Source organism: Micromonospora sp. NPDC049359 (genome assembly GCF_044466585.1).
Taxonomy (GTDB): domain Bacteria; phylum Actinomycetota; class Actinomycetes; order Mycobacteriales; family Micromonosporaceae; genus Micromonospora.
In genome coordinates, this window is record NZ_JBITMW010000008.1 from 1 (window position 1) to 22,508 (window position 22,508).

Genomic DNA, 22,508 nt, shown 5'->3' on the forward strand with positions numbered 1-22,508 from the left:
CTGGCCCGCGAGCTGACCGACGCGATGGAGATCGCCACCAGCTCCGCCGGCACCACCGTCCGAATCACCACCACCCTCCCCCCCCCCCAAACCCCCCCCCCCCCCCCCCCCCCCCCCCCCCCCCCCCCCCCCCCCCCCCCCCCCCCCCCCGCGGCGGGGGGGGGGGGGGGCGCCCCCCGCCCCGGGGGGGGGGGGGGCGCCCCCCCCCCCCCCCCCCCCGCCACTCGCGTCACGGACGGGGTAGGCGCATCGCCATGGTGGGAGCCTCGGCCATTACCGAGGTGGGGGTGAACGGGGCGCCGGTGGGCAACTCCTCGGCGCGGCCGATCTGCACGCCGGGGTACAGCTCGATCATGTCGTTCTCGCCGAGGACCCGGGACTGCTGCGGGGCCAGCGGAATCCGGTCCGACTCGGCCATCGAGCCGGCCGGTCGGATGCCCGAGCCGTTGGTGCTGATGTCGGTCACGATGACCTCGCCGACCCGCAGCTCGAAGTGGACGTGACCACGGCTGATCCACCGCCGGGCCTCGTCGTTGAGCCACTGCCCGAGCATGATCCCGCCCTCCTGCTCGGGTGCCCGGCCGGCCACCACCGGCTGCTCCTCACTGAGCACGAACCGCCGCCGGACCAGGCCGCCGACGCGCACCGCGAGCACCTCCGTACGCGGACGCGGGCCCACGTCACCGAGCCGCGCGCCGTGTCGGGGGCAGGTCGGTACGCCGTTGCGCAGCGAGGGCGGCGGCTGCGCGGCCGGACTACGGTCGGCGCCGCCGGCGAGGTCGGCGAACGCGCCACCCCCACCACCGCCGCCGAACAGCGCGCACCCCGACTCCGGGCACCGCCACTGGCGGGCCAGCAGCTTCGCACCGGTGGGCGAGCGCTTGCCGGCGACCGGGGCGTGCCCGCCGCCGACGTGCGCGATGAACACCGGACCACCCGCGCCCGGCACCGGGGCGACCACCCGACCGGGCTGCTCGACCAGCCACGGGAACCGCCCACGCAGCCCGTCGAAACGGACCCGGGTGAGCACCGGCACGCCCAGCAGGTCGGCCACCTCCAGCATCCGGTCACCGGGATTGTCGAGCACCTCGACCAGCCCGTCGTCCGCCCAGCGGCGGACCACCATCCGCTCGTTGGAGGTCAGGTCGGCGTCGGAGAGCAGCGCGCGGTGCACCACCGCGTACACCTGGACGCTGTCCTCCTCCAACTCGCGGGAGAGCGCGTCGATGACCATGCCGAGGCGCAGCAGGCTCGCCGGCCGACCGCCGTCGATGTCCTGGTAGCGAATGATCTCGGCCAGGTCGAGCACCGCCCGGACCAGCGACGGGTCGGTGCAGACCCGCCCCTCGATGGCGTCCAGCACCTTGCTGATCTCAAATCTCATGCCGCGCTCCGGACGATGTCGTCAATCCGCCTGGCCAGCTCGATGTCCCGGTGGGTGACCCCGCCGGCCGAGTGCGTGACACAGCGGAAGGTCAGGGTCCGCCATCGGATGTCGATGTCGGGATGGTGGTCGATCTCCTCGGCCACCGCCGCCACCCGGTCCACCACCGCGATGGCGTCCGGGAAACTGCCGAGCTGGACGGTACGGCCGATACCGGTCGGGTCGCCCGACCAGTCGGACAACCCGCCCAGCTCTCTCCGCACCGCGTCCGCGGTGAGCAGGTCTGCCATGACCAGACCCTACCGGTGGCGCACCCGCCGCGTCCGACGCGCCACCGGTGGACGGCACAGCGGGACGCGTCAGCCGCGCAACGGCCGGCCCACCTCGTGCAGGTGAGCGAGCGCCTGCCGGTACGACTCGACCAGACCCGTTTCCGCGTACGAGATGCCCTGCTCGGCACAGTAGGCGCGCACGATCGGCTGCGCCCGGCGCAGGTTGGCCCGGGGCATGTTCGGGAACAGGTGATGCTCGATCTGGTAGTTGAGCCCGCCCAGCGCGGTGTCGACCAGCCGGCTGCCCCGCACGTTGCGCGAGGTCAGCACCTGCTTGCGGAGGAAGTCCAACTCGTCCTCGGCGGTCGGCATCGGCATGCCCTTGTGGTTCGGCGCGAACGCGCAGCCCATGTAGAGGCCCCACAGCGCCTGGTGCACGGCGGCGAAGAGCAGCGCCTTGCCCGGCGACATGACCGCCAGCAGCAGCGCCACGTAGCCGACGGTGTGTGCCACGAGCAGCGCCGCCTCGGCCGCGCGGTGCCGCATCGGGGTGGCGTACCGGCCGTCCGGCCCCCGGCCGACGATCGCCCGGATGCTCGCCGCGTGCAGGTTCAGACCCTCCAACAGCAGCATCGGAAAGAACAGGTACGCCTGCCGTCGCGCCAGCCACCGACCGAACCCTCGCGTACCCAGTGCCTGCTCGTACGTCCACACCAGGGCGCCCGCCCCGACGTCCGGGTCCTCGTCCTCGTGGTTCGGGTTGGCGTGGTGCCGGTTGTGCTTGTCGACCCACCAGCCGTAGCTGAGCCCGACCGCCGCGTTGCCGGCGACCAACCCGACCAGCTCGCTGGGAAGGCGACGACGGAACATCTGGCGGTGTCCCGCGTCGTGGCCCAGGAACGCGACCTGGGTGGTGGCGACCGCCAGCACGACGGCCAGCGCCACCTGCCACCAGGAGTCGCCGACGAGGACCACAGCGACCCAGCCGGCCACGAACGCGCCGAGGGTGAGCACGATCCGGGCGACGTACGAGGCGGGCCGCCGCTCCAGCAGACCGGCCTGACTGACCCGTCGGGACAACTGTGCGTAGTCACTACCCCGCCGTCGTGCGGGCCGTTCCGCCACCGCTCCGAGCGCCATCGCTGCTCCCCGCTTCATGTGGATCGGACCGGACGGTCCGGGCTCACCGTCAACCCTGCCCAAAAAAGTTGCGCTGAGTAACCCTGGGAACCCCCGTACGGGGGGTAGGGCGAGCCCTACCCCCCGACCTCGACTCAGCCCAGCCGGGCCACCACGGCGCGCAGTCGGGCCAGGTCACGCCGCCGCCGCTCGTAGCTCGCGGCCAACCCGATCAACGCCAACCCGCCGACGCCCAGGTAGATCCACCGGGGTAGCAGGTCCCAGCCACGGGCCAGCTCGTGCAGCGCCAGGGCCGCCAACACCACGCCCCCGACCAGCACCGGCGCCTGCCAGCGACGGCGGGCCCCGGCCAACACGATGCCCAGTGCCGCCGCTCCGAGCAGCAGCCGCCGCCACGGCTGCGGGTCCGGCCCGGCCAGCACCGACACCAGGCTCGGCACCAGCGCCGCGACCAGCCCCGGACCGAGCGCCGGCCAACTGGTCAGCCCCGGCCGGCTCCGCATCGCCAGCAGCCCCGCCCCGACGGCGAGCGCCGCCGCCGGCAGGGTGTACGCCTCCAGCACGGTCACCCCGCCCGCCGCCAGCAGCACCCACGCCCCGAGCAGCTCACTGCCGGCGGCGACGGCCGCGAACCGCCACCGTCGACCGGCCGGCTCGCCCTGCCGCAGCAGCCGCAGCGCCACGGCCACCCCCCACAGCACGCAGACGGTCGCGAGATGCCGGGCCGACTCGACGGCGAGCACCGCCGCCACCAGCGCCACCGCCTGCGCGGCGGCATCCAGCACCCGGCCGACGACCAGCCGCCGGCCGCTCGCGGCGGCAACGGCGAGGACCAGCACGGCCACCCCCAGCAGCGGGTACGCCGCCGCCCGCACCGGCAGCCCGCCGGCGAGCGTCGCCGACACCGCCAACGCGCACGCCGCCCCCACCGCCGCGACGCTGCCGGCGACGCGTACCCCGGCCAGCCGCGCCCCGACGCCGATGACCACGGCGGCCACGACGAGCGTGCCCTCGGCCACGAGCGTGCCGGACCGGGTGGCCAGGAACCCCGTCACCCCGGACACGGCCAGCACCGCCCCCGTCGGTGCGACGAGCGACGCGAGCGCCCACCGGGGCGTCAGCAGCGCGGCGAGCAGCAGCGCGGACACCCCGGCGAGCAGGGTGGCCGCCGGCAGCACCGGCCAGGGCGCGCCCACCGCGACGAGCAGCACCGGCAGCGCGGCACCGGCGAACGGCACGGCCGCCAGCACGGGTGGGCGTACCCGCCAACCGGCCAGCACCGCCGCCACCGCCAGCGTGCCGAGCGCCAGCCCCGCGGGGAGCAGCCCACGGTCGGCGACGACGGTCGGCGCGCCGGACCAGACCGGCCCGGGGATGCCGTACGGCGTGAACAGCGCCCCCCACACCGCCGGCAACGCGGCCAGCGCCGCGACCCCCGCCAGCACCGCACCCGCCGCCACCAGCACACCCGACACGCCGACCATCGACGGCCCCTCGACCGCCGGCTGTTCCCCCGGCCCGGCCGGCTCGTCACCGGTCGCCGACAGGCCGCCCCAACGGGCGACGAGCACGACGCCGAGCGCCGCCAGCGCGGCGTACAACGTCACCGGCTCGTCCCCCGCCGCCAGCAGCGGCGCGACCCCGGCCGCCAGCGCGGCGACCACCGAGCCCGGCACCGCGTACCCGATGAGGTCGGTCCGGCGGCGACGCACCGCGAGCACCGCGACCAGCGAGAGCCCGGCGGCGGCCAGGGCCGCGCGGGCCTGCCACCACGGCGGCGAGCCGGCCGCGAACACCGCCGTCGCGGCGACGCCGGGCAGCGCGAGCTGCGCGACCAGCACACCCACACCCGCCACCCGGCGGTACGCCCCGACCCCCCGCCGCGACGCCACCGCCACCCCGAGCATCCCGGCGGTGCCCAACGCCACCGCCACGCCGACCGGATCGGCAAGCGCCACCAGCAGCGCGTGCCCGAGCAGGACCGCGCCGCCGGACGCCCAGCCGAGCAGAATCGCCGGTCGGGTCGCCGGACGGGCGAGCACGGCGAGCAGCAGCATGGACGCACCCACCAGGTCCACGGCCACCACCGTCGCCCACGACGCCGTCCAGCCGGCCGGAACGGCGAGCAGCACCGCCACCGCGCCGGCCGAGGCGAGCACCGCCCACAGGCGTCGAGGCAGCAGCGACACGGTCGCGGCCAGCGCCAGTGCCACGGCGGGCGCCAGCTGCCACCCCCAACTCAGGTCCGGCCCCCCACCGGCCCCGTGCCACGGTGGCAGCGACCGGGCGGCGGCGGCCACCGCCAACGCGCCGGTGATCAGCACCGTGATCTGCGCCGTGCCGGCGGCGACCAGCAGCGCGCCGGCACGCGGCCCGGCACGCCAACCGGTGGGCAGCAACCGCACCACCCCCGCCAGGACGAGCGCCACCGCCGACGCCGCGAGCAGCAGCAGCGACGGACGCAGCTCGCCCACCGGGCGCAGCAGCGCGGCGGCGAGCACCGGAACCAGCAGCCCCGCGGTCACCGCCCGCAGCGCCGCGCCGCCGACCAGCCACGCCGCGCCGACCCCCGTCACCGCGACCAGCAGCAACGGCGCCCCGGCCAGCAGCGGCGTACCGGGAGCCCGCCCCAGCAGCAACGGCACCAGCGCACCCGCGGCGGCGGCGACCAGCGCGCCGACGTGACCCACCCCGGCGAGCACCCGACCGGCGAGCCGGCCGCCCGCCACCCCGTCGCGCAGCGCGACCAGCACCCCCAGGTCGAGCAGGGCCACCCCGAGCAACACCAGCGCCCAGCCGTCCGCGCCGACCTCGGCCTCCACCGCGAGCAGCGGCAGCACCGGCTGGGCCGCCACCAGCGCGGTGAACCAGGGCCCGGCCAACCCGCTGAGCCGCCCGTACGCGACGGCGACCACCGCGCTGACCCCCCCGACCAGCGCGGCGTACCGGGTGCCCGGCCAAGCGGACACCCCGGCCAGGTCCACCGACCAGGCGGCGTACCCGTCGAGCAACACCAGCAGCAGGCCCACCGCGGCGAACGTCTCCGCCGTCCCCCGTAGACCCCGCCGGACCACCAGCAGCGGGACGGCCAGGACCAGGGCCGTGACCGCCGCCAGGATCAACGCCCGGCCACCGACCCCCACAGCCGCCCAGGCCACCGCCGTGAAGACCACCGCCGCCGTGCCGAGCAGCAGTCCACCCAGGACGAACAGCAGCCCCTGGACGGTCCGCGTCGAGGTCTCCGCCACACCGGGTGCCGGCGTACCCACCGCTGGCGTCGACGCGGCGAGCGGCGTCGCCGGCACGACCGGAGTCCCCGCCGCCCGCTGTGCCCGCACGACGGCAGCCAGCTCGGCACGCCGCCGCGAGGTCGCCGCCAGCAGGCCCGCCAACTCGGTGTACGTCCGGCGGGCCCGCTCAACCTCGGGTTCGAGCCGAGCCACCTCCCGGCCGAGTCGGACCACCTCGGCCGCCGTCGGGTCCGGTGGGCGGTGGCAACCGGCGCAACCGGCGCTCAGGTCGGCCGGGCCGCCGCAGGCGGGGCAGGGATAGCGGGTGTCGTCCACCCGGTCATCATCGACAAGCCGGTGGGGTACGGCCCAGAGTAGGCGTACCTAGGGGCGGGTGTGGTCGTGCACCCAGGCCGCGTAGGCGGGGTCCCCGCTCTCCACCCTGGACACGAGGATCTCCGGAACCTCGTACGGATGGCTGGCCCGGATCTGGTCCACCAGCGCGGCCAACCGGTCCGGCGCGGTCTTGAACAGCACGGACCACTCGGTGCTGGTCTCCACTCCGGAGCGCCACCAGTAGGTGCTGTCCACCTGACCGCCGACCTGGGCACAGGCGGCGAGCCGCCCGGCGACGGCCGCGGCCGCCAACACGTCCGCGACCGAACGCGCATCCACCACCGTCGTCACCACGCAGATCTGCTCCACGAGCGCACCCTACGCGGAGACCTCACGGTTGGCGGCGATCCACGTGTCGATCTGCGCCCACCAGTCGAAGAGCCAGTCGATGCGCTGCTGCCGCCCGGTCGGCACCTCCTCCGGCGGCACCGACCAGAACCGCATCACGATCCGCTTGTCCATGGGCAGTTCCCGCCACACGTCGCCGATGCTGACCAGCTGGTCCAGGCCGGTGTGGGCGACGAAGATGACCCCGGCGTCCGGTGCGGCGTCCAACGCGGCGAGCACCCCACCGGGCTGCGGGGCGAGCACGTGGCGCATGCGTTCGGCACGCCTCGCCATGCGTTCCATACCGAGCGAGCGGAGCCGGGCGATGGCGCGCAGTCGCCGCCTCGGGGTGAAGTTGCCGCCCTCCGGGAAGATCACGAAGGCGTCGTTGTCGTCCAGGCCGGTGGCCAGGTGCCCGACCTGGCGTACGGTCTCCTCGCCACGCTCCGCCATGGGCGCGATGAACCGGTTGGGCAACCTGTTGAGCAGCACGTCGATCGCCGGGTCCCACTGGAGGCTGTCCTTGAGGACGATCCGCGGCTCCCGCTTGAACCAGTTGACCAGCCCGTGGATCAGGATGAACGAGTCGCCCGGCCCGGCGTGCCGGCACAGCACCAGCTCGGGCCGCCCGGGCAGGGCAGTGTCCGGGTCGGTGCCGACCACGTCGATGCTCAGCCGCAGCGACCAGCGGGCCTGCCAGAACAGCACCCGCAGGAACCAGCCGGCCAGCACGTAGTGCGCGCGCTGGAAGGCCGGCGACCGGCTGCGCCAACCGAAGCCCGAGGCGAGCCAGAGGACGAACAGGGCGAGCAGCGCGGCGGCGTCCCAGACCAGGTAGACACAGCCGATCCAGAGCAGTCGCAACGGACGCAGCCGGCCCGGGACCAGCGGTGAGGCAGCCGCGGCCAGCAGCGCCCAGACCGGCAGCGTGGTCACCACGACCACCGCGAGCAGCACCACGCCGGGAGCGATCAGCAGCCGCCGCAACCACCTGGGAGGAAGCGGCATCAGCGTTCCACGTGAGTGGCGAGGTAGCGGCGGGAAGCGGTGTACGCCCGGCTGATCCGGCGGCCCACCGCCGCCATGTCCCGGTACGCCCACGGCGTGTCGTCGCGCGGATTCAGCCCACCGGTCGGGAGGACGTGCACCTCCACCCCCTCGGGCAGCGCGGCCATCTCCCGGAAGAAACGGTGCCGGCGGGAGATCTCGAACGCCACCTGCGCGATCTCCCACGGCCGCCGGGGCGGCGTCAGCTCCCGTTCGATCCGGCCCACCTGAAGGACGAAGACCTGACTCGCGCCCGCGGCCACCGCCTCGCCGATCGGGATCGAGTTGACGATGCCGCCGTCGATGTAGTGCGCGCCGTCGATCTCCGTGGGCGGGAGCAGGCCCGGCACCGACGCCGACGCCAACACCGCCGGAACGACCGGGCCGCTGGTGAACCAGTGCTCGGCGGCCCGCTCGATGTGGGCGGCGCAGCAGCGGAACGGCACCCGCAGGTCGGCGAAGGTGGTGTCCACGCCCAGCTCGGATTCGAGCAGCCGGCGCAGCGGCCGGGGCGAGTGCAGATGGGTACGGGCGGCGAAGCGGCGCAGTTGTCGGGCGACCGAGTCGCCGTACACCTCGCTGGCCTCGGGTGACGCCCAGAGCCGGACCAGCCGGTCGGTCACCGCCTCGGACGGGTCGGCGGCGACCAGCGCGCCGTTGACCGCGCCGATCGACGTGCCGAGCACCATGTCGGGCTGGATGCCGGCGCGGAACAGCGCGCGCAGCATGCCCACCTCGACGGCGCCGAGCACCCCGCCGCCGCCGAGTACGAACGCCACCGGTCCCGGAGCCATGTCCTCATCCTGGCACGGGCCCGCCGCCCACCCACGGCCCGCCGCCAGCGGACGGTCGGCGCACCCCAGCCACCGTCCGCCGACGATCCGTACCGTCGGCGTTGACAGGGTGGACACATTCGCGCAACCTGATACCGCTCCCACCCCGAGGGCAGGTGCGATCCGTGAAGGCAGCATTGCATCCGGGCCGCTTGCTGGCCCGCAGGTACCGACTCATCGACCAGATCGGTGCCGGCGGCATGTCGGTCATCTGGCGCGCGCGGGACGAGGTGCTCGACCGCTTCGTGGCGCTCAAGGTGCTCGCCGCCTCGCTGGCCGCCGACGCGCGGTTCCGCGACATGGTGCGGGAGGAGGCGCGCGCCGCCGCCCAGTTGGTGCACCCGCACGTGACGTCGGTGCACGACTACGGCGAGACGGTCGACCCGGACGGCTCCATCACCTCGTTCGTCGTGATGGAGCTGCTCAGCGGCGAGGAGCTGGAGCTACGGCTCACCGAGGGGCCGCTGCCGTGGCCCGAGGCCGTCGAGGTGGGGGCCCAGGTCGCCGACGCGCTGGCCGCCGCGCACCGGCTGGGCATCGTGCACCGGGACATCACCCCGGCCAACGTCATGATGACGGCGATGGGGGTGAAGGTCCTCGACTTCGGCATCGCCACCCGGATCGGCGCACCGGACGAGGACGAGGACGGCGGCACCTTCGGCACCCCGGCGTACGTCGCCCCGGAACGCCTCGACGGCGCGCCCGCCCAGCCGGCCACCGACGTCTACTCGCTCGGCGTCCTGCTGCACGAGGCGTTGACCGGGCGGGTGCCGTACCCGGCGGACACCTGGGAACAGCTCAGCGCCGCGCTCGCCGGCGGCCCCGCGCCGACGCTGGCCGGCGTGCCGGAGCTGCCCACCGAGGTCGCCCGGATCTGCCTGCGCAGCCTCGCCCGCGACCCGGCCGACCGGCCGACGGCCCGGCAGGTCGCCACCGTGCTGCGCGGGCACCTGCTGACGCCCGAACCGCCGACCGCCACGATCGCGGTGCCGGTCCCGACCCTGTCGGGTTCGTTGCCGCAGCCGGCCGTTGCTCCGGCCGCGCGGGCGGGCGTCGTGACGGTGGTACGCGCCGACGACGTGGCCCGGCCGCTGACCTCGCCCGGTGACGGTACCGGCCGGTCGTTCCGACGTCCGGCGCTGCTGCTGATCCCGGTGGTCCTGGCCGTCGCCGTGGCGCTGGCCGGGGTGGCCCTGCTCCCCGACGACCAGCTGCGTCGTCAGGTCCAGCCCACGGCCGGCCCGACGACGCCCGCAACCAGCGAGCCGCCGACCGATCCGCCCGCCACCCAACCGCTCCAACCGGCGCCGGCGAAATCGTCGGCGCCGCCCAGCGTCGCGTCCACCGCCGGGCCGGGCACCCTCGCCGAAGCTGGCCTCCGCGTCAACGGGCTTGTCGACGCCGGGGTGCGCGACGGGGAGATCCGTAGTGATGTCGGCCTCGACCTGCGCCAGTCGCTGGGCAACCTGCTCGTCGCCGTCAGCTCCGGCCGGGACGAGCTGGCACCATCGGTGGCGCGGCTGCGGGCGAAGGTCGCCGTCCGGCTCGGCGAGGGAGCGATCAGCCCGGCGTACGCGCAGCGGCTCGACGCCGCGATCGCCGAACTGGGCGCGGCACGTGTCTGATCCGGGGCGAGGCGGTCAGCGCACCGCGACGGTGGCGGTGCGCCGCACGTCGGGCCGGCCGAGGGCGAAGCGCTGGTAGACCTCCTCGTAGCCGTACGCCATCCGCTCGACCGAGAAGTTCTCGGCGACGTGCGCCACGCAGTCGCGCGGGTCCAGCCCTCGCGCGGCCAGCAGCGCGGCGGGCAACTCCTCAGGCCCTCGGCAGATCAGCCCGGTTCGTCCCGGTCGCACCAGTTCCGGCACCGCGCCCCGATCCAGCGCGACCACCGGCGTACCAGTCGCCATCGCCTCCAGCATCACCATCCCGAACGGCTCGTCCCACTGGATCGGCATGATCAGACAGCGGGCGTCGACGAGCATCCGCAGGGTCTCGGCACGGTCGGCGTTCAGGACGACTGTCACGTCCTCGTCGAGAAGCGGCTCGACGACCTGCTCGTAGTAGCGCCGCTCGGCCGGCTCGTTGCACTTGCCGGCCAGCAGCAGCGGTAGGCCCGCCTCCCGGCAGGCGCGGATGGCGACGTCCGGACCCTTGTCCGGGCTGAACCGGGCCAGCCACAGCACGGGCCCGGGGCCCGGCTCGGTCTTGCGCGGAAAGCCCCGCAGGTCCAGCGCGTTGTGCACGGTGCCGGCCCAGGGCAGGCCCGTGTTGAGTCGACGCTGGGCGTGCGAGATGGCCACCAGGGCGACGTTCTCGTCGGCGTCGCCGAGCACGTCGCCGTACTCCCCCACCGGGTTGCCGTGCACGGTCGCCACCGTCGGCACCGACCGGCGACCGGCCACCAGCGGGCCGATCGTGCTGTGGTCGTGGATCACGTCGAAGTCGGCCGGCGTGATCAGGCGGTTCACCCGGGCCAGGTGCGCCAGCTCCGGCAGGGACTCGCCGAGTCGTTCGTACTGCACCTCCGCCACGGTGGAGACGAAACCGCTGGCGGCGGTGCCATGGTGATCGCCGGCGCCGAACAGCGTCAGCGCGTGACCGTGCGCGGTCAACGCGTCCACCAGGCCGGCCACCACCTGTTCCAGGCCGCCGTAGCCGGGCGGCGGCACGGACAGCCAGGGCGGGACCACCATCGCGATGCGCAACGACCGCTCCGGCGGGCGGTCGGCGGGCGGGTGGTTCACGGCCACGAGTCCTCCCCGTTGGTCCCCCGGTCGGCATGGTTCGCGGCGGGTTCCCCCCGCGACGACCGATAAACCGGACACGACGGACGCTCACCCGCCGACCAGGAGTTGGTCGTGCACGACCCGCACACCCGGCGTGGACCACGCCACCCGCTCCACCTGGTCCCGTTCCCACCACGAGCGGACCACCCCGGCGAGGACCAGCGTGTCACCGTCCACCTCCACCGTCACTCGTTCGCCGCCGAGCGTCCGCGCCAGCGCGCGCTGGACGTCCTGCCGGGTCCGCTCGTCCGGCGGCGGCGTCGACGGTCGCACCTCGACGAGGTTCGTGACACCCCGTACGCCGTCCAGGCGGCGCAGCTCCCCCTCGGCGGCGCGGCGCTGCCAGCCGAACTCGACCTCGCCGCGCAGCATCAGCCAGCCGTTGGCCACGCTGACGTCCAGCCGCTCGGCGGGTACGAAACTGTCCCATTCGAGGGCGCGGGACGCCGCGAGGGCGATGTCACCGTCGGTACGCCCCGGCGTCCCCGGTAGCCGTACCTCGATCTCGTCGGCCACCGCGCGTACGCCCCGGACCCGCTGGGCGCACCGGGTGGCCGCCCAGCCACGGGCAGCGCCGTCGACGTACCCGGTGAGGGTGACCACCCCCCGGTCGACGGTCACCCCGATCTCGTTCGGCAGCACCTGCGGATCCCAGGCCAGCTCGGCCAGGACGTCCCGCTGGATCCGCTGGTCGTCCTCGACATCCACCGTGCTCATCGGCCTACCCCCGTACGCTCGCCGGCTCGCCCGCCGAGCCTTCCGGGCACACGGGTGACGGCGGTTCACCCGAACCGGGTGAACCGCCGTGGAAAAAGCGGCGGGTGGCGGAGCCAACCCCCTTGGCTCCGCCACCCGCCGCCGGAGGGAGGCAGGTTCTGTGGTGTCGGTCAGGACGTCTCGGTGAGCGTCACCGTCGCGGTCTTCTCGGCCCCGTTGCGCTTGAAGTGCAGCTCGACCCGGTCGCCGACCTTGCCGGCCTGCACCGCGCCGACCAGGTCGTCGGAGTCGTTGATCGGCTTGTCGCCGAAGCGGGTGACCACGTCGCCCTGCTGGAGGCCGGCCTTCTCGGCGGGGCTGCCCGGGGTAACCGAGGCGACCAGCGCGCCGCCGCCCTCGGCCTGGTTGACGCCGACCCCGAGCGACGGGTGGCTGACCTTCTCGCCGCGCTGGAGCTTGCCCGCGACGTCCTTGGCCTTGTTGCTCGGGATGGCGAAGCCGACGCCGATGTTGCCGGTGCTCTGCCCGGAGGTGGCGATGGCGGTGTTGACGCCGATGACCTCACCCCGGGTGTTGACCAGCGCGCCACCGGAGTTGCCGGGGTTGATCGGCGCGTCGGTCTGCAGCAGCCCGGAGATCGAGCTGACGGCCTGGCCCTGCTGCCTCGGGTCCTGCTGCTGGCCCTCGCCGGCCCGGATGGTGCGGTCCCGGGCGCTGAGGATGCCGGCGGTCACCGAGCCCTGGAGGCCGAGCGGGCTACCCAGCGCGAGAACCTGGTCGCCGACCTGCATGGCGTCGCTGTCGCCGAACTTTGCCGGCTTGAGGTCGCTCACCCCGTTGGCCTTGACCACGGCCAGGTCGGTCTTCGGGTCGGTGCCGACGATCTTCGCCTGGACGTTCCTGCCGTCGGCGAAGACGACCTGCACGGTGTCCCCGCTCGCGGAGGCGACCACGTGGTTGTTGGTGAGCACGTAGCCGTCGGCGGTGAGCACCACGCCGGAGCCCTCACCGCTGTCGGTGGCGATGGAGACGACGCTGTCCTGTACGGCGGCGGCGATCTTCGGCAGGTCCGCGCTGTTGAGCACCGGCGCTGCCGTGTAGGTGCGGGTGACGCCGCCACGGTCGCCGTCGAGGGCGAGCGCGAGCGCCCCACCGGCCACGCCGGAGCCGAGCATCAGGGCGAACACCGCGACGCCGGCGCCGGCGAACTTGGCGATCCGGCCCGGTCGGGGCCCGGAACCGGGCGGCGTGGCCTGCGGACCCCAGGGCGGCACGGGCTGTCCGGGGTGCTGCGCGTGCTGTCCCGGGTGCTGCGGGTGCTGTCCGGGGTGCTGCGGGTAGGTCCCGCCCGGCTGGCCCCCGCCGGCCCAGCCGGACTGCTGGCCCGCGTACCAGGGGGCACCCGGGTAGCGACCGTCGGACGGCTGCGGGTAGCCGTGCTGGCCGGGCGTCGGGTGGCCGGAGACCGGGTACGGCGGCGCGGACGCGCCGGCGGTCGGCGGCTCGTACCCGGTGGGCTGGCCGGCAGCCGGCTGGTACCCGGCGGTCGGCGGCTCGTACCCGGCGGGCTGCGCGGCGGTCGGTGGCTCGTACCCGGCGGGCTGCGTGCCGGTCGGTGGCTCGTACCCGGCGGGCTGCGTGCCGGTCGGTGGCTCGTACCCGGCGGGCTGGCCGACGGGCGCGACGGGCGCGGTCGGCGCGTCGTCGGCGGCCGGCATGGCGGCGGTCGGCGTCGCGTCCCCGTGGGTCGCAAGGGAGGTGGTCGGAGAGTCGGACTGCGCGCGCTCGTCGCGCGGCAGCTCGGCGGTGGGGTGCGACGGCTCGGCGTCGGTGGGGGCCGGCCGGCGCTGCGGGTCGGACTCGAACTCGGTCATGCCCCTACCTTCTCCCCCGGCACTGCGATCAAGCTGGAACCGTCCTGGAAGTTGGCTGAAAGTCACTCGCCGCTCTCCTCGGTCGACGGCAGCAGCGGCAGCCGGACCCGGAAGGTCGCGCCACCACCCGGCGTCTCCACCACCTCGACCGAACCGTGGTGGGCGGTCACCAGGGCCGCCACGATGGCCAGGCCGAGGCCCGTACCGGTGTTGCCGTCGGCGCGTCGGGTCCGCGCCGCGTCGGCGCGGTAGAACCGCTCGAACACCCGCTCCGCCTGCTCCCGGGAGAGCCCCGGGCCGGTGTCCGCCACCTCGATGACGGCGAGGTTGCCCGTCTCGGCGCGCAGTCGCAGGCGGATCTCGGCGTCCGGTGGGGTGTGGGTGAGGGCGTTGGTGACGAGGTTGCCGATGACCTGGCGCAGGCGCGCGTCGTCGGCGAAGACGACGAGCGGACCCGATCCGGGCTCGATGTCCAGGTCGATCCGCCGGTCCGGGGCCATCGCGCGGGCCGCCTGCACCGCGTCGGAGGCGAGCACCGGCAGCTCCACCGGGGCCAGCGAGAGCGGGCGTTCCCGGTCCAACCGGGCCAGCAGCAGCAGGTCCTCCACCAGCAGACCCATCCGGGCCGCCTCGTCCTCGATCCGGCGCAGCAGGCCGGCGGTCTGCTCCGGCGCGCGGGCCGCGCCCTGCCGGTACAGCTCGGCGAAGCCGCGGATGGTGGTCAGCGGGGTCCGCAGCTCATGCGAGGCGTCCGCCACGAACTGCCGCATCCGCTCCTCGGAGCGCCGGGCCCGCGCCTCGGACGTCTGGGCGGCGGCGGCGGCGTCCCGGGCACTGCTCTCCGCCGAACGGGCGGCCGTCTCGGACGCCGCGCGAGCGGTGAACGCCGCCTCGATCTGGGTGAGCATCGCGTTCAAAGCGCGGGACAACCGCCCCAGCTCGGAGGTGGGATGCTCCTGGCCCTGTTCGGGGTCGGGCACCCGGCGGCTGAGGTCGCCACCGGCGATGGCGGCGGCGGTCTGTTCGATCTCGACGAGAGGCTTGAGGCTGGTCCGGACGATCGCCGCGCCGACCGACGCCAGCATGATCAGCACCGCGCCACCGACCAGCAGGTCGATCCAGACGAGCTGCTTCACCGCCCGGTCCACGTCGGTCAGCGGCTGACCCACGGCCAGCACCGAGCCGTCCGGCTGGGGAGCGTAGTACACCCGCCAGCGGGTGTAGCCGTTGTGGGCCAGGACGGTCTGCGGCTCGCCCTCCGCCGCCTCGAATCCCGCGCGGCTGGTGGGGAACGCGGGCAGTTGGTCGGGGTCGTAGCTGAGACGGTCGTATTTGGGCTGGTACACCTGCTGCTCGTCGGCCACGATGACGACGTAGTCGCTGGGCAGCATCGCGCCGACCTCACCGCTGCGCAGCTTCGGGAGCAACTGGCCGAGGCCCTGGGCGGTCGACCTCACCTGCCCGTCGACCTGGCCCTGGAGGTAGTTGCGCAGGAAGTAGGCGGTCAGCGAGCTGATCACCAGCAGCGCGACGGCGACCAGCGTGAGCACCGAGGTGACCAGCTTGAGCCGCAGCGGCACGCCGCGGACCCGCACCTTCGCCTGGTGGACCGGGTTCACGCCGCCGGCTTGCGCAGCACGTACCCCACGCCGCGGAGGGTGTGGATCAGCCGGGGCTGCCCGGTGTCCACCTTGCGCCGCAGGTAGGAGATGTAGGACTCGACGATGTTGTCGTCGCCCCGGAAGTCGTAGTTCCAGACGTGGTCGAGGATCTGCGCCTTGGACAGCACCCGGTTGGCGTTGAGCATCAGGTAGCGCAGCAGCTTGAACTCGGTCGGCGAGAGCTGCACCCGCTGCCCGGCGCGGTGCACCTCGTGGGTCTCCTCGTCCAGCTCCAGATCGGCGAAGGTGAGCCGGGACGGGGTCTGCTCGCCGGTGGAGGTGCGACGCAGCACGGCGCGGATCCGGGCGGTCAACTCCTCCAGGCTGAACGGCTTGGTGACGTAGTCGTCGCCGCCCAGGGTGAGCCCGCGGATCTTGTCGTCGGTGGCGTCCCGCGCGGTCAGGAAGACCACCGGGGTACGCGTACCGCCCTCGCGCAGCATCCGGATGACCTCGAAGCCGTCGAGGTCGGGCAGCATCACGTCGAGCACGACGAGGTCGGGCCGGTGGTCCTTGGCGGCGTTGAGGGCCGCGCTGCCGCTGGTCGCGGTTGCCACGTCGAAGCCCGCGAAGCGCAGGCTCGCGGAGAGCAGTTCGAGGATGTTGGGGTCGTCCTCGACGACGAGAAGTCGCGCCTCGGTCTGGGTAGCGGCCATGGGCCCAATCATCGGTGAACTCACTGCGCCGGCGCTGGACGCTTGCTGGAAAAATCCTGTGAGTCGCCGAACGGTCAGCGCAGCAGCCGCCGCAGCCCGTCCAGGGCCCCGTCGAGCAGCCGGATCGCCGTGCGCAGTTGAGTGTCGCTGAACTGCCGCCCGCGCGCCAGGCGGCTCACCTCACCGGTGAACGAGGCCAGCCGCTCGTCGAACTCGTCGAGCAGGGCGGCGCGTGGCGCGTCGGACGGCGGCGGTCGGTGCGACGACGCGGAGGGTGCCCACCGCGCCCGCCGGGTCTGCCGGGTGGCCTCGCTCAGCTCCCGCTTGAGGTCACGCGTCGAGCCACGCACCTCGCTGCGGATCTCGCCGGCCAGGGTGGAGAGGTCCGCCACCGAGGCCGCGATGTCCGCCTCCAACGCGGCCAGCTCACCGGCACGTTGGCGCAGCTCGTCGAGGCCGGCGTCGGTGATGGCGTACGTCTTGCGCCCGCCGGCGGCGGTGTGGCTGACCAGCCCTTCGGCCTCCAACCGTTGCAGCCGGGGATAGATGGTGCCGGCGCTGGGCGCGTAGAGCCCGAGGAACCGGTCCTCCAGGAGGCGGATCAGCTCGTAGCCGTGCTTGGGACCGTCGTCCAGGAGCTTGAGCAGGTAGAGCCGGAGCCGTCCGTGGCTGAACACGGCGGTCACGGCAGCTCCTCGGAATCGTCGTCGACCGCTCGGGCGAGCAGGGCGATGCTGCCCGAGGTCGCGGAGGCCCAGAGCTTACCGTCACCGCTGCCGAGGACCCCCTCGCTGCTCGGCAGCGGATATGTCGAGCTGCGTACCTGCGGGAAACCGCTGGTGATCCGGCCGGCGGCGGTGTTCAGCCGGACGGAGAGGTCGCTGTCCTCGCGGACCCGGACGGTGATGCTGCCGGAGATCGTGGCGAGCCGGATGTCGCTGCGTCGGGGGTTGTCCAGGTCGCAGGTGATCGCGCCGGAGACGGTCTGCGCCCGCACCCGCTCGGCGGCGCTGTCGGCGAGGATCACCTCCCCGGAGACGGTCTCCAGGGTGAGATCACCGCGCACCCCGAGCGCCTCCACCGGCCCCGAGGTGAGCTTCGCGAAGGTGGTGCCGCGCAGCCCCATGAGAGTGATCTGGCCGGCGGCGAGGTCGACGGTGGTCTGCTTGCGCAGCCCGGAGACGACCACCGAGCCGGCGCCCAATCCCAGGTCGGCGAGGACGTCGGCCGGTACGGCAACCGAGACGTCCACCCGGGGGAAGCGGTGGATCGCCCGGAGGCCGCGCAGGAAGTTCGGCCAGCCCCAGTCGCGCTCCTGGCGGATGCTGAGGCGACCGTCGGAGTGGTCGATCAGGACGGGTCGACGGCCGACCTCGGTGATGTCGATCCGGGCCGGCCCGTCGGCGGCGACCACGTTGAGCCGTCCGCTGACGAGGCGGACGTCCAGCCGGGTGACCGGACCGTCCAGGGTGAGCCGCTGCGGCGTCTCGACCGTCCATCCGGCCATGGGTGTGCTCCTCTCGACGGCACGCCGTGGCGCGCCTCCCGAGAAGACAGTAACGCGATACATCGCGATACGACAAGACTGTCGCGAGACGTTGTCCGGCGGCGTCCGCCAAGACCCGCGCAGTTTCCCGGATGTTGCTGCCTCCGGCACACGGGAGGCAGCAACAACCCGGTTGTTGCGCGGATCTTGACCGGCGTTCCCCCGCGAGGGCACGCGGCGCGCGGGGGCCGGCCGGGACAGCGGGCGGGGGCGGGGCCGGGGGGTCGGGACAGCGGGCGGGGGCCGGATCAGGCGGCCAGGTCCAGCTCCCGACCGGGGTTGGGCGTTGGCGCCGGGACCGCCGGGGTCGCCGTGGGCACCGGCCGCAGCCGGGTCCGCGCCGGGGCGGCCGCCACCAGGTGTACGGCCGACTCGGCGGCCCGGGCCAGCAACCGCCGGTCGGCGTCCTGCCCCGGGTGCAGCGCGGCGGCGATCGTCACCGACACCACCAGATGCCGGGCAGCGACCACCCGGGCCACCGAGCGCAGCAGGGTGTCCGCGCCGAGGAACGCGGCGACCGTGGTGCACGCCCCGGTGTCCGCGATCCGGTACCCGAGCCGCAGCGGCACCACCGGAGCGCCCGCGTCGATCGCCGCCTGGAACATGGCCGGACGGAAGCCGCCCCCGGGGCGACACTCGGCCGCGCCGTTCCCGGCACACCAGGTCGTACCCTCGGGAAAGACCGCGACCGACCGGCCAGCGCGCAGCGTGTCGGCGAGCCGGCGCACGGTGGCCGGCAGCGCGCGCGGGCGCGACCGGTCCACGAAGACGGTGCCCGCGGCGGCGGCCAGCAGCCCGACCACCGGCCATGACCGGATCTCCCGCTTCGCCACCATCCGGGTGGGCGCGACCGCCAGCACGGCGAGGATGTCCAGCCACGACACGTGGTTGGCGACCAGCAGCGCGCGCCGCCGGGGCAGCCGCCCCTTGATCACCAGCCGGACGCCGAAGGCGCGCACCGTGCCACGGGCCCAGCCACGCAGCAGGGCCTGCCGCTCCGGCGCTGGCAGCACGGGCAGCAGCACCGCCACGCCCACCCCGGCCAACAGCATGACTCCCGCCCCGACCAGCCGGAGCACCCGGCGGGCCACCGACACCGTGGGCACCTCGCCGGTCGCCGGTAGGCACTCGTCGTCGCAGCCCGACGAGGGCCGCCACAGGTCCTGCGCCGCGACGCTCACCGGTCGTCTCCGCCGAGGAAGTGCCGCAGGTAGCGCGGGTTCATCCGGTCGAGGGAGAAGAGCACGTAGAAGTCGGCGCACCCGAAGTCGGGGTCGTACGACGGCTCACCGCAGATCCACGCGCCGAGTCGCAGGTAACCGCGCAGCAGCGGCGGGACCGCCACCCGAGCGCCCGGATCGGGGGCCGGGGCGGCCAGGGCGGCGGCCGGCTCGGCGAACCACGGACGCAGCGGCCGGACCCGCAGCGGCGGCGGCGACAGGTGCCGGGCCTGGGCCTGCGCCCACACCCCGGCGACGGTACGACCGCCGTCGTCGACCGGCACCGAGGCGCAGCCGCCGAGCCAGCGGGAGCCGCGCAGGTGCAGGTAGCGGGTGAGACCGGCCCACATCAGGTTGATCACCGCGCCGGAGCGGTGGTCCGGGTGCACGCAGGAACGGCCCGTCTCGACGAGGTCGTCGCGCAGTGGGTCCAGCGCGGCGAGGTCGAACTCGCTCTCGGCGTACCGCCGGTCGGTACGCCCCGGCGGCAGCAGCCGGTACGTGCCGACCACCTGCCCGGTGCTGTCCTCCCGGACGATGAGGTGGTCGCAGTGGGCGTCGAAGGGGTCCACGTCCAACCCGGCCGCGCCGGGTGCGAGGGTGGCGCCCAACTCGGTGGCGAACACCTCGTGGCGCAGGCGTTGCGCGGCCGCGACCTGGGTGGGGTCGTCGGCGATCAGCAGGGTGTATCCGCTGGTAGTCAGTGGCGTGCCAGCGACATGCAGAACGGCCATGGGATCTGTGTAAGGGCCCCGGGTGCCATCGACGGGCACCGCTGGTGTCGGACGGGTGAACGCCGGCCGGCGGATGCCTGCGGGGTGCCTTCGTGCAAGGCTGCGGGACGGATCAGCGACGATGCCGGTCCACGCTTCACGGAGGTCACCCATGCGCGTCGAGTCCCGCTACAACGGGCCCACCGGCTCCGGCAACGGCGGGTGGAGCGCCGGCCTCTTCGCCACCGCGGCGGGGCCCGGACCGGTCGAGGTGACGCTGCGTCGCCCACCGCCGCTGGAGACGGAGCTGACCCTCGTCGACGGCGAGGTCCGGGACCCGGCCGGCGACCTGGTGGCCGAGGTCCGCCCGGCCGGTGTCGTGGACGCCGTCGTACCACCTGTCGACGCCGGGACGGCGGCGGAGGCGGCCACCCGCTACCCCGGGTTCGTCGCGCACCCGTACCCCCGGTGTTTCGTCTGTGGTCCGGGCCGGACCGACGGCTTGCGGATCTTCCCCGGACGGCTGCCGGACGGCCGGACCGCCGCGCCGTTCCGCGCGCCCGAGCAGGTCGACGACGCCACCGTCTGGGCCGCGCTGGACTGCCCCGGCGGCTGGACGGTGCTCGCGCCGGACCGCCCGTACCTGCTCGGCCGGATCGCCGCCGTGGTCGCGGCCCGGCCGGCGCCCGGCGACGAGTGCGTGGTGACCGGCGCGCTGATCGGTGTCGACGGCCGCAAGGCGCTGGTGCACACCAGCCTGTACGGCCCGGACGGCACGCTGCTCGGCGCTGCCCGCGCCACCTGGATCGCCCGCTGAGGCCCGTCGCCGTTCCGGGCGTCCTTCCCAAGGAGGACCACGCCGTAGGTACTCGGGCTGATTGACCTTGTTGCTCGGTACCGTCACGCTGTGCCACGGCGTACCTCGACGCCACACGGGAGGAGAACGATGACTGACGGGCAGCGAAGCCCCACCAGCGACGGTCAGATCGTGGTGTCCGGTCTGACAAAGCAGTACAAGAACGTGCGGGCGGTGAACAACCTGTCCTTCACCGTGGCACCGGGGCGGGTGACCGGCTTCCTCGGCCCGAACGGCGCCGGCAAGACCACCACGCTGCGCATGCTGCTGAACCTGGTCACGCCCACGGGCGGCACGGCCACCATCAGCGGCCACCGCTACGCCGACCTGACCGACCCGCTGCGGCACGTCGGCGCGATCCTGGAGGCGTCCAGCGCGCACAAGGGCCGCACCGGCATCAACCACCTGCGGGTGATCTGCGCGGCGGCCGGTCTGCCCCGCAGTCGGGCCGACGAGGTGCTGGAACTGGTCGGGCTGACCCCGGCCGCCAAGCGCAAGTTCAAGGGCTACTCGCTGGGCATGAAGCAGCGGCTCGGTATCGCCGCCGCGATGCTCGGCAACCCACGGGTGCTGATCCTCGACGAGCCGGCCAACGGCCTCGACCCGGAGGGCATCCGGTGGATGCGCGGGTTCCTCAAGAACCTCGCCCACGAGGGCCGTACGGTGCTGGTCTCCAGCCACCTGCTGTCCGAGATGCAGCTCCTCGCCGACGACGTGGTGATCATCGCGGCCGGGCAGCTCGTCCGGCAGGGACCGGTCGAGCAGGTGCTCGGGTCGATGGCGCAGGGCGCCCAGGTCCGGGTCCGCACCCCGCAGGCCGAGGCGCTGACCACCGCGCTGAAGGCGCAGTCGGCCACCGTCACCACCGACGAGCACGGCGTGCTGCTGGTCTCCGGGGTGGACGCCCCGACGATCGGCCGGGCCGCCCTGGCCGCCGGCGTGGAACTGCACGAACTGTCCACCGAACGACCCGACCTGGAACGGGTCTTCCTGGAGCTGACGGCCGGAAAGGCGGGCATCCGATGAACCTGGTCCGATCCGAGCTGCTCAAGATCCGTACCACCAACACCTGGTGGATCTTCGCGCTGATCAGCCTGCCGCTGTGGGCGCTCACGCTGCTCATCAACTGGTTGCAGGCCGACGCCCTCACCAGCACCGACCCCGCCCAGGTGGGCGATCAGGCGGACCAGTTCGCCGCGGCGGCCACCCCGGACGCGCTCTCGTCGAACCTGTTCACCACCGGGCAGTTCTTCGGCCTGCTCATCGTCATGCTGCTCGGCATCATCGTGGTGACCAGCGAGTTCTTCCACCAGACGGTCACCACCACGTTCCTCACGAGCCCGCACCGCACCGCGGTGATGCTCGCCAAGTTGGTCGCGGCGGGGGTGCTGGCTCTGCTGTTCTGGCTGGTCACCACCGTGTTCAACCTGATCGCCGGGTCGGCCGTGCTGAGCGCGGTCGGGGTGGACGGGCAACTGGGTAACGACGCGGCCTGGCGGGCCATCGGGTTGAACCTGCTCGCGTACCTGCTCTGGGCGGTGTTCGGCGTCGGCATCGGCGTGCTGATCCGCAGCCAGATCGGCGCCACCGTGACCGGCATCCTGCTCTACCTGGGCGGCTCGATCGGCGCCATCTTCGTCATCGCCATCCTGGCGGATCGTTGGGGCGACTGGATCAACAACCTGCAACTGCTGGTGCCGTCGCTGGCGTCGTCGCTGATGGTCACCGGGGCGGACATCCCTGGCAACCCGCCGCGCTGGGCCGGCGCGGCCGTGCTGATCGGATACGCGGTGGTGACCGGTGTGGCCGGCTCCCTGCTGATCCGCCGGCGCGACATCTCCTAACCA

At 74.1% G+C, this 22,508-nt stretch carries 20 protein-coding genes; 4 read left to right on the forward strand and 16 right to left on the reverse strand.

Features of this window, described 5'->3' with window-relative positions; all coding sequences use genetic code 11:
• Positions 1 to 229: 229 nt before the first annotated feature.
• The 7 genes from ACIBTX_RS18960 to ACIBTX_RS18990 all read right to left on the reverse strand — a co-directional run bounded on the left by ACIBTX_RS18960 (position 230) and on the right by ACIBTX_RS18990 (position 8,590).
• Positions 230 to 1,384: an FHA domain-containing protein gene (locus ACIBTX_RS18960; protein ID WP_357125731.1), complete on the reverse strand. Its 1,155-nt coding sequence runs from the start codon at positions 1,382 to 1,384 to the stop codon at positions 230 to 232.
• Positions 1,381 to 1,674 (reverse strand): 4a-hydroxytetrahydrobiopterin dehydratase, encoded by a 294-nt coding sequence (locus tag ACIBTX_RS18965; RefSeq protein WP_357399004.1) that lies wholly within the window; start codon positions 1,672 to 1,674, stop codon positions 1,381 to 1,383. The genes ACIBTX_RS18960 and ACIBTX_RS18965 overlap by 4 nt, the downstream gene beginning before the upstream one ends.
• A 69-nt stretch (positions 1,675 to 1,743) precedes the next feature.
• The gene (locus tag ACIBTX_RS18970; RefSeq protein WP_357175269.1) at positions 1,744 to 2,796 is read right to left on the reverse strand and encodes an acyl-CoA desaturase; all 1,053 of its coding nucleotides are present in this window, start codon (positions 2,794 to 2,796) and stop codon (positions 1,744 to 1,746) included.
• A gap of 134 nt (positions 2,797 to 2,930) precedes the next feature.
• On the reverse strand, positions 2,931 to 6,362 hold the full coding sequence (locus tag ACIBTX_RS18975; RefSeq protein ID WP_396832800.1) for an SCO7613 C-terminal domain-containing membrane protein: 3,432 nt from the start codon (positions 6,360 to 6,362) through the stop codon (positions 2,931 to 2,933).
• Between the two features lie 48 nt (positions 6,363 to 6,410).
• Positions 6,411 to 6,731, reverse strand: coding sequence for a divalent-cation tolerance protein CutA (gene cutA / locus ACIBTX_RS18980; RefSeq protein ID WP_357125743.1), 321 nt, complete (start codon positions 6,729 to 6,731; stop codon positions 6,411 to 6,413).
• Positions 6,732 to 6,740: 9 nt separating this feature from the next.
• Entirely contained in the window at positions 6,741 to 7,757 is a 1,017-nt protein-coding gene (locus ACIBTX_RS18985) for a 1-acyl-sn-glycerol-3-phosphate acyltransferase (protein WP_396832801.1), read from the reverse strand.
• Complete coding sequence (locus tag ACIBTX_RS18990) at positions 7,757 to 8,590, reverse strand: patatin-like phospholipase family protein (RefSeq protein WP_355052803.1); 834 nt, start codon at positions 8,588 to 8,590, stop codon at positions 7,757 to 7,759. Before ACIBTX_RS18990 ends, ACIBTX_RS18985 begins: the two co-directional genes overlap by 1 nt.
• A 164-nt stretch (positions 8,591 to 8,754) precedes the next feature.
• Between ACIBTX_RS18990 and ACIBTX_RS18995 the strand changes: the two genes are divergently transcribed.
• On the forward strand, positions 8,755 to 10,254 hold the full coding sequence (locus ACIBTX_RS18995; protein ID WP_396832802.1) for a protein kinase: 1,500 nt from the start codon (positions 8,755 to 8,757) through the stop codon (positions 10,252 to 10,254).
• Positions 10,255 to 10,269: 15 nt separating this feature from the next.
• Here the strand turns inward: ACIBTX_RS18995 and ACIBTX_RS19000 are convergent, their stop codons facing one another.
• From ACIBTX_RS19000 to ACIBTX_RS19040, 9 genes are all read right to left on the reverse strand, one after another.
• Positions 10,270 to 11,325 carry a glycosyltransferase family 4 protein gene (locus ACIBTX_RS19000; protein ID WP_357126535.1) on the reverse strand — a complete coding sequence of 352 codons (1,056 nt, stop codon included), beginning with the start codon at positions 11,323 to 11,325 and terminating at the stop codon, positions 10,270 to 10,272.
• A gap of 141 nt (positions 11,326 to 11,466) precedes the next feature.
• Positions 11,467 to 12,135, reverse strand: coding sequence for a BON domain-containing protein (locus ACIBTX_RS19005; protein ID WP_357125754.1), 669 nt, complete (start codon positions 12,133 to 12,135; stop codon positions 11,467 to 11,469).
• 170 nt (positions 12,136 to 12,305) lie between these two features.
• Positions 12,306 to 14,009 (reverse strand): trypsin-like peptidase domain-containing protein, encoded by a 1,704-nt coding sequence (locus tag ACIBTX_RS19010; protein WP_357396526.1) that lies wholly within the window; start codon positions 14,007 to 14,009, stop codon positions 12,306 to 12,308.
• 62 nt (positions 14,010 to 14,071) lie between these two features.
• Complete coding sequence (locus ACIBTX_RS19015; protein WP_396832803.1) at positions 14,072 to 15,628, reverse strand: sensor histidine kinase; 1,557 nt, start codon at positions 15,626 to 15,628, stop codon at positions 14,072 to 14,074.
• On the reverse strand, positions 15,625 to 16,326 hold the full coding sequence (locus tag ACIBTX_RS19020; RefSeq protein ID WP_357125763.1) for a response regulator transcription factor: 702 nt from the start codon (positions 16,324 to 16,326) through the stop codon (positions 15,625 to 15,627). The genes ACIBTX_RS19015 and ACIBTX_RS19020 overlap by 4 nt, the downstream gene beginning before the upstream one ends.
• Before the next feature lie 74 nt (positions 16,327 to 16,400).
• On the reverse strand, positions 16,401 to 17,012 hold the full coding sequence (locus ACIBTX_RS19025) for a PadR family transcriptional regulator (RefSeq protein ID WP_357125766.1): 612 nt from the start codon (positions 17,010 to 17,012) through the stop codon (positions 16,401 to 16,403).
• A complete protein-coding gene (locus tag ACIBTX_RS19030) occupies positions 17,009 to 17,833 on the reverse strand; it encodes a DUF4097 family beta strand repeat-containing protein (RefSeq protein WP_357175283.1) in 825 nt (274 codons plus the stop codon). Before ACIBTX_RS19030 ends, ACIBTX_RS19025 begins: the two co-directional genes overlap by 4 nt.
• Positions 17,834 to 18,120: 287 nt before the next feature.
• Complete coding sequence (locus tag ACIBTX_RS19035) at positions 18,121 to 19,053, reverse strand: lysophospholipid acyltransferase family protein (protein WP_357175286.1); 933 nt, start codon at positions 19,051 to 19,053, stop codon at positions 18,121 to 18,123.
• Positions 19,050 to 19,826: a GNAT family N-acetyltransferase gene (locus ACIBTX_RS19040; protein ID WP_396832804.1), complete on the reverse strand. Its 777-nt coding sequence runs from the start codon at positions 19,824 to 19,826 to the stop codon at positions 19,050 to 19,052. Before ACIBTX_RS19040 ends, ACIBTX_RS19035 begins: the two co-directional genes overlap by 4 nt.
• 151 nt (positions 19,827 to 19,977) lie before the next feature.
• Here ACIBTX_RS19040 and ACIBTX_RS19045 point away from each other — a divergent pair, with 151 nt between their 5' ends.
• The 3 genes from ACIBTX_RS19045 to ACIBTX_RS19055 all read left to right on the forward strand — a co-directional run bounded on the left by ACIBTX_RS19045 (position 19,978) and on the right by ACIBTX_RS19055 (position 22,505).
• Positions 19,978 to 20,622: a hypothetical protein gene (locus ACIBTX_RS19045; protein WP_396832805.1), complete on the forward strand. Its 645-nt coding sequence runs from the start codon at positions 19,978 to 19,980 to the stop codon at positions 20,620 to 20,622.
• A 129-nt stretch (positions 20,623 to 20,751) separates the two neighbouring features.
• Complete coding sequence (locus ACIBTX_RS19050) at positions 20,752 to 21,687, forward strand: ABC transporter ATP-binding protein (RefSeq protein ID WP_357125781.1); 936 nt, start codon at positions 20,752 to 20,754, stop codon at positions 21,685 to 21,687.
• Entirely contained in the window at positions 21,684 to 22,505 is an 822-nt protein-coding gene (locus tag ACIBTX_RS19055; RefSeq protein WP_357125785.1) for an ABC transporter permease, read from the forward strand. The genes ACIBTX_RS19050 and ACIBTX_RS19055 overlap by 4 nt, the downstream gene beginning before the upstream one ends.
• Positions 22,506 to 22,508 lie beyond the last annotated feature (3 nt).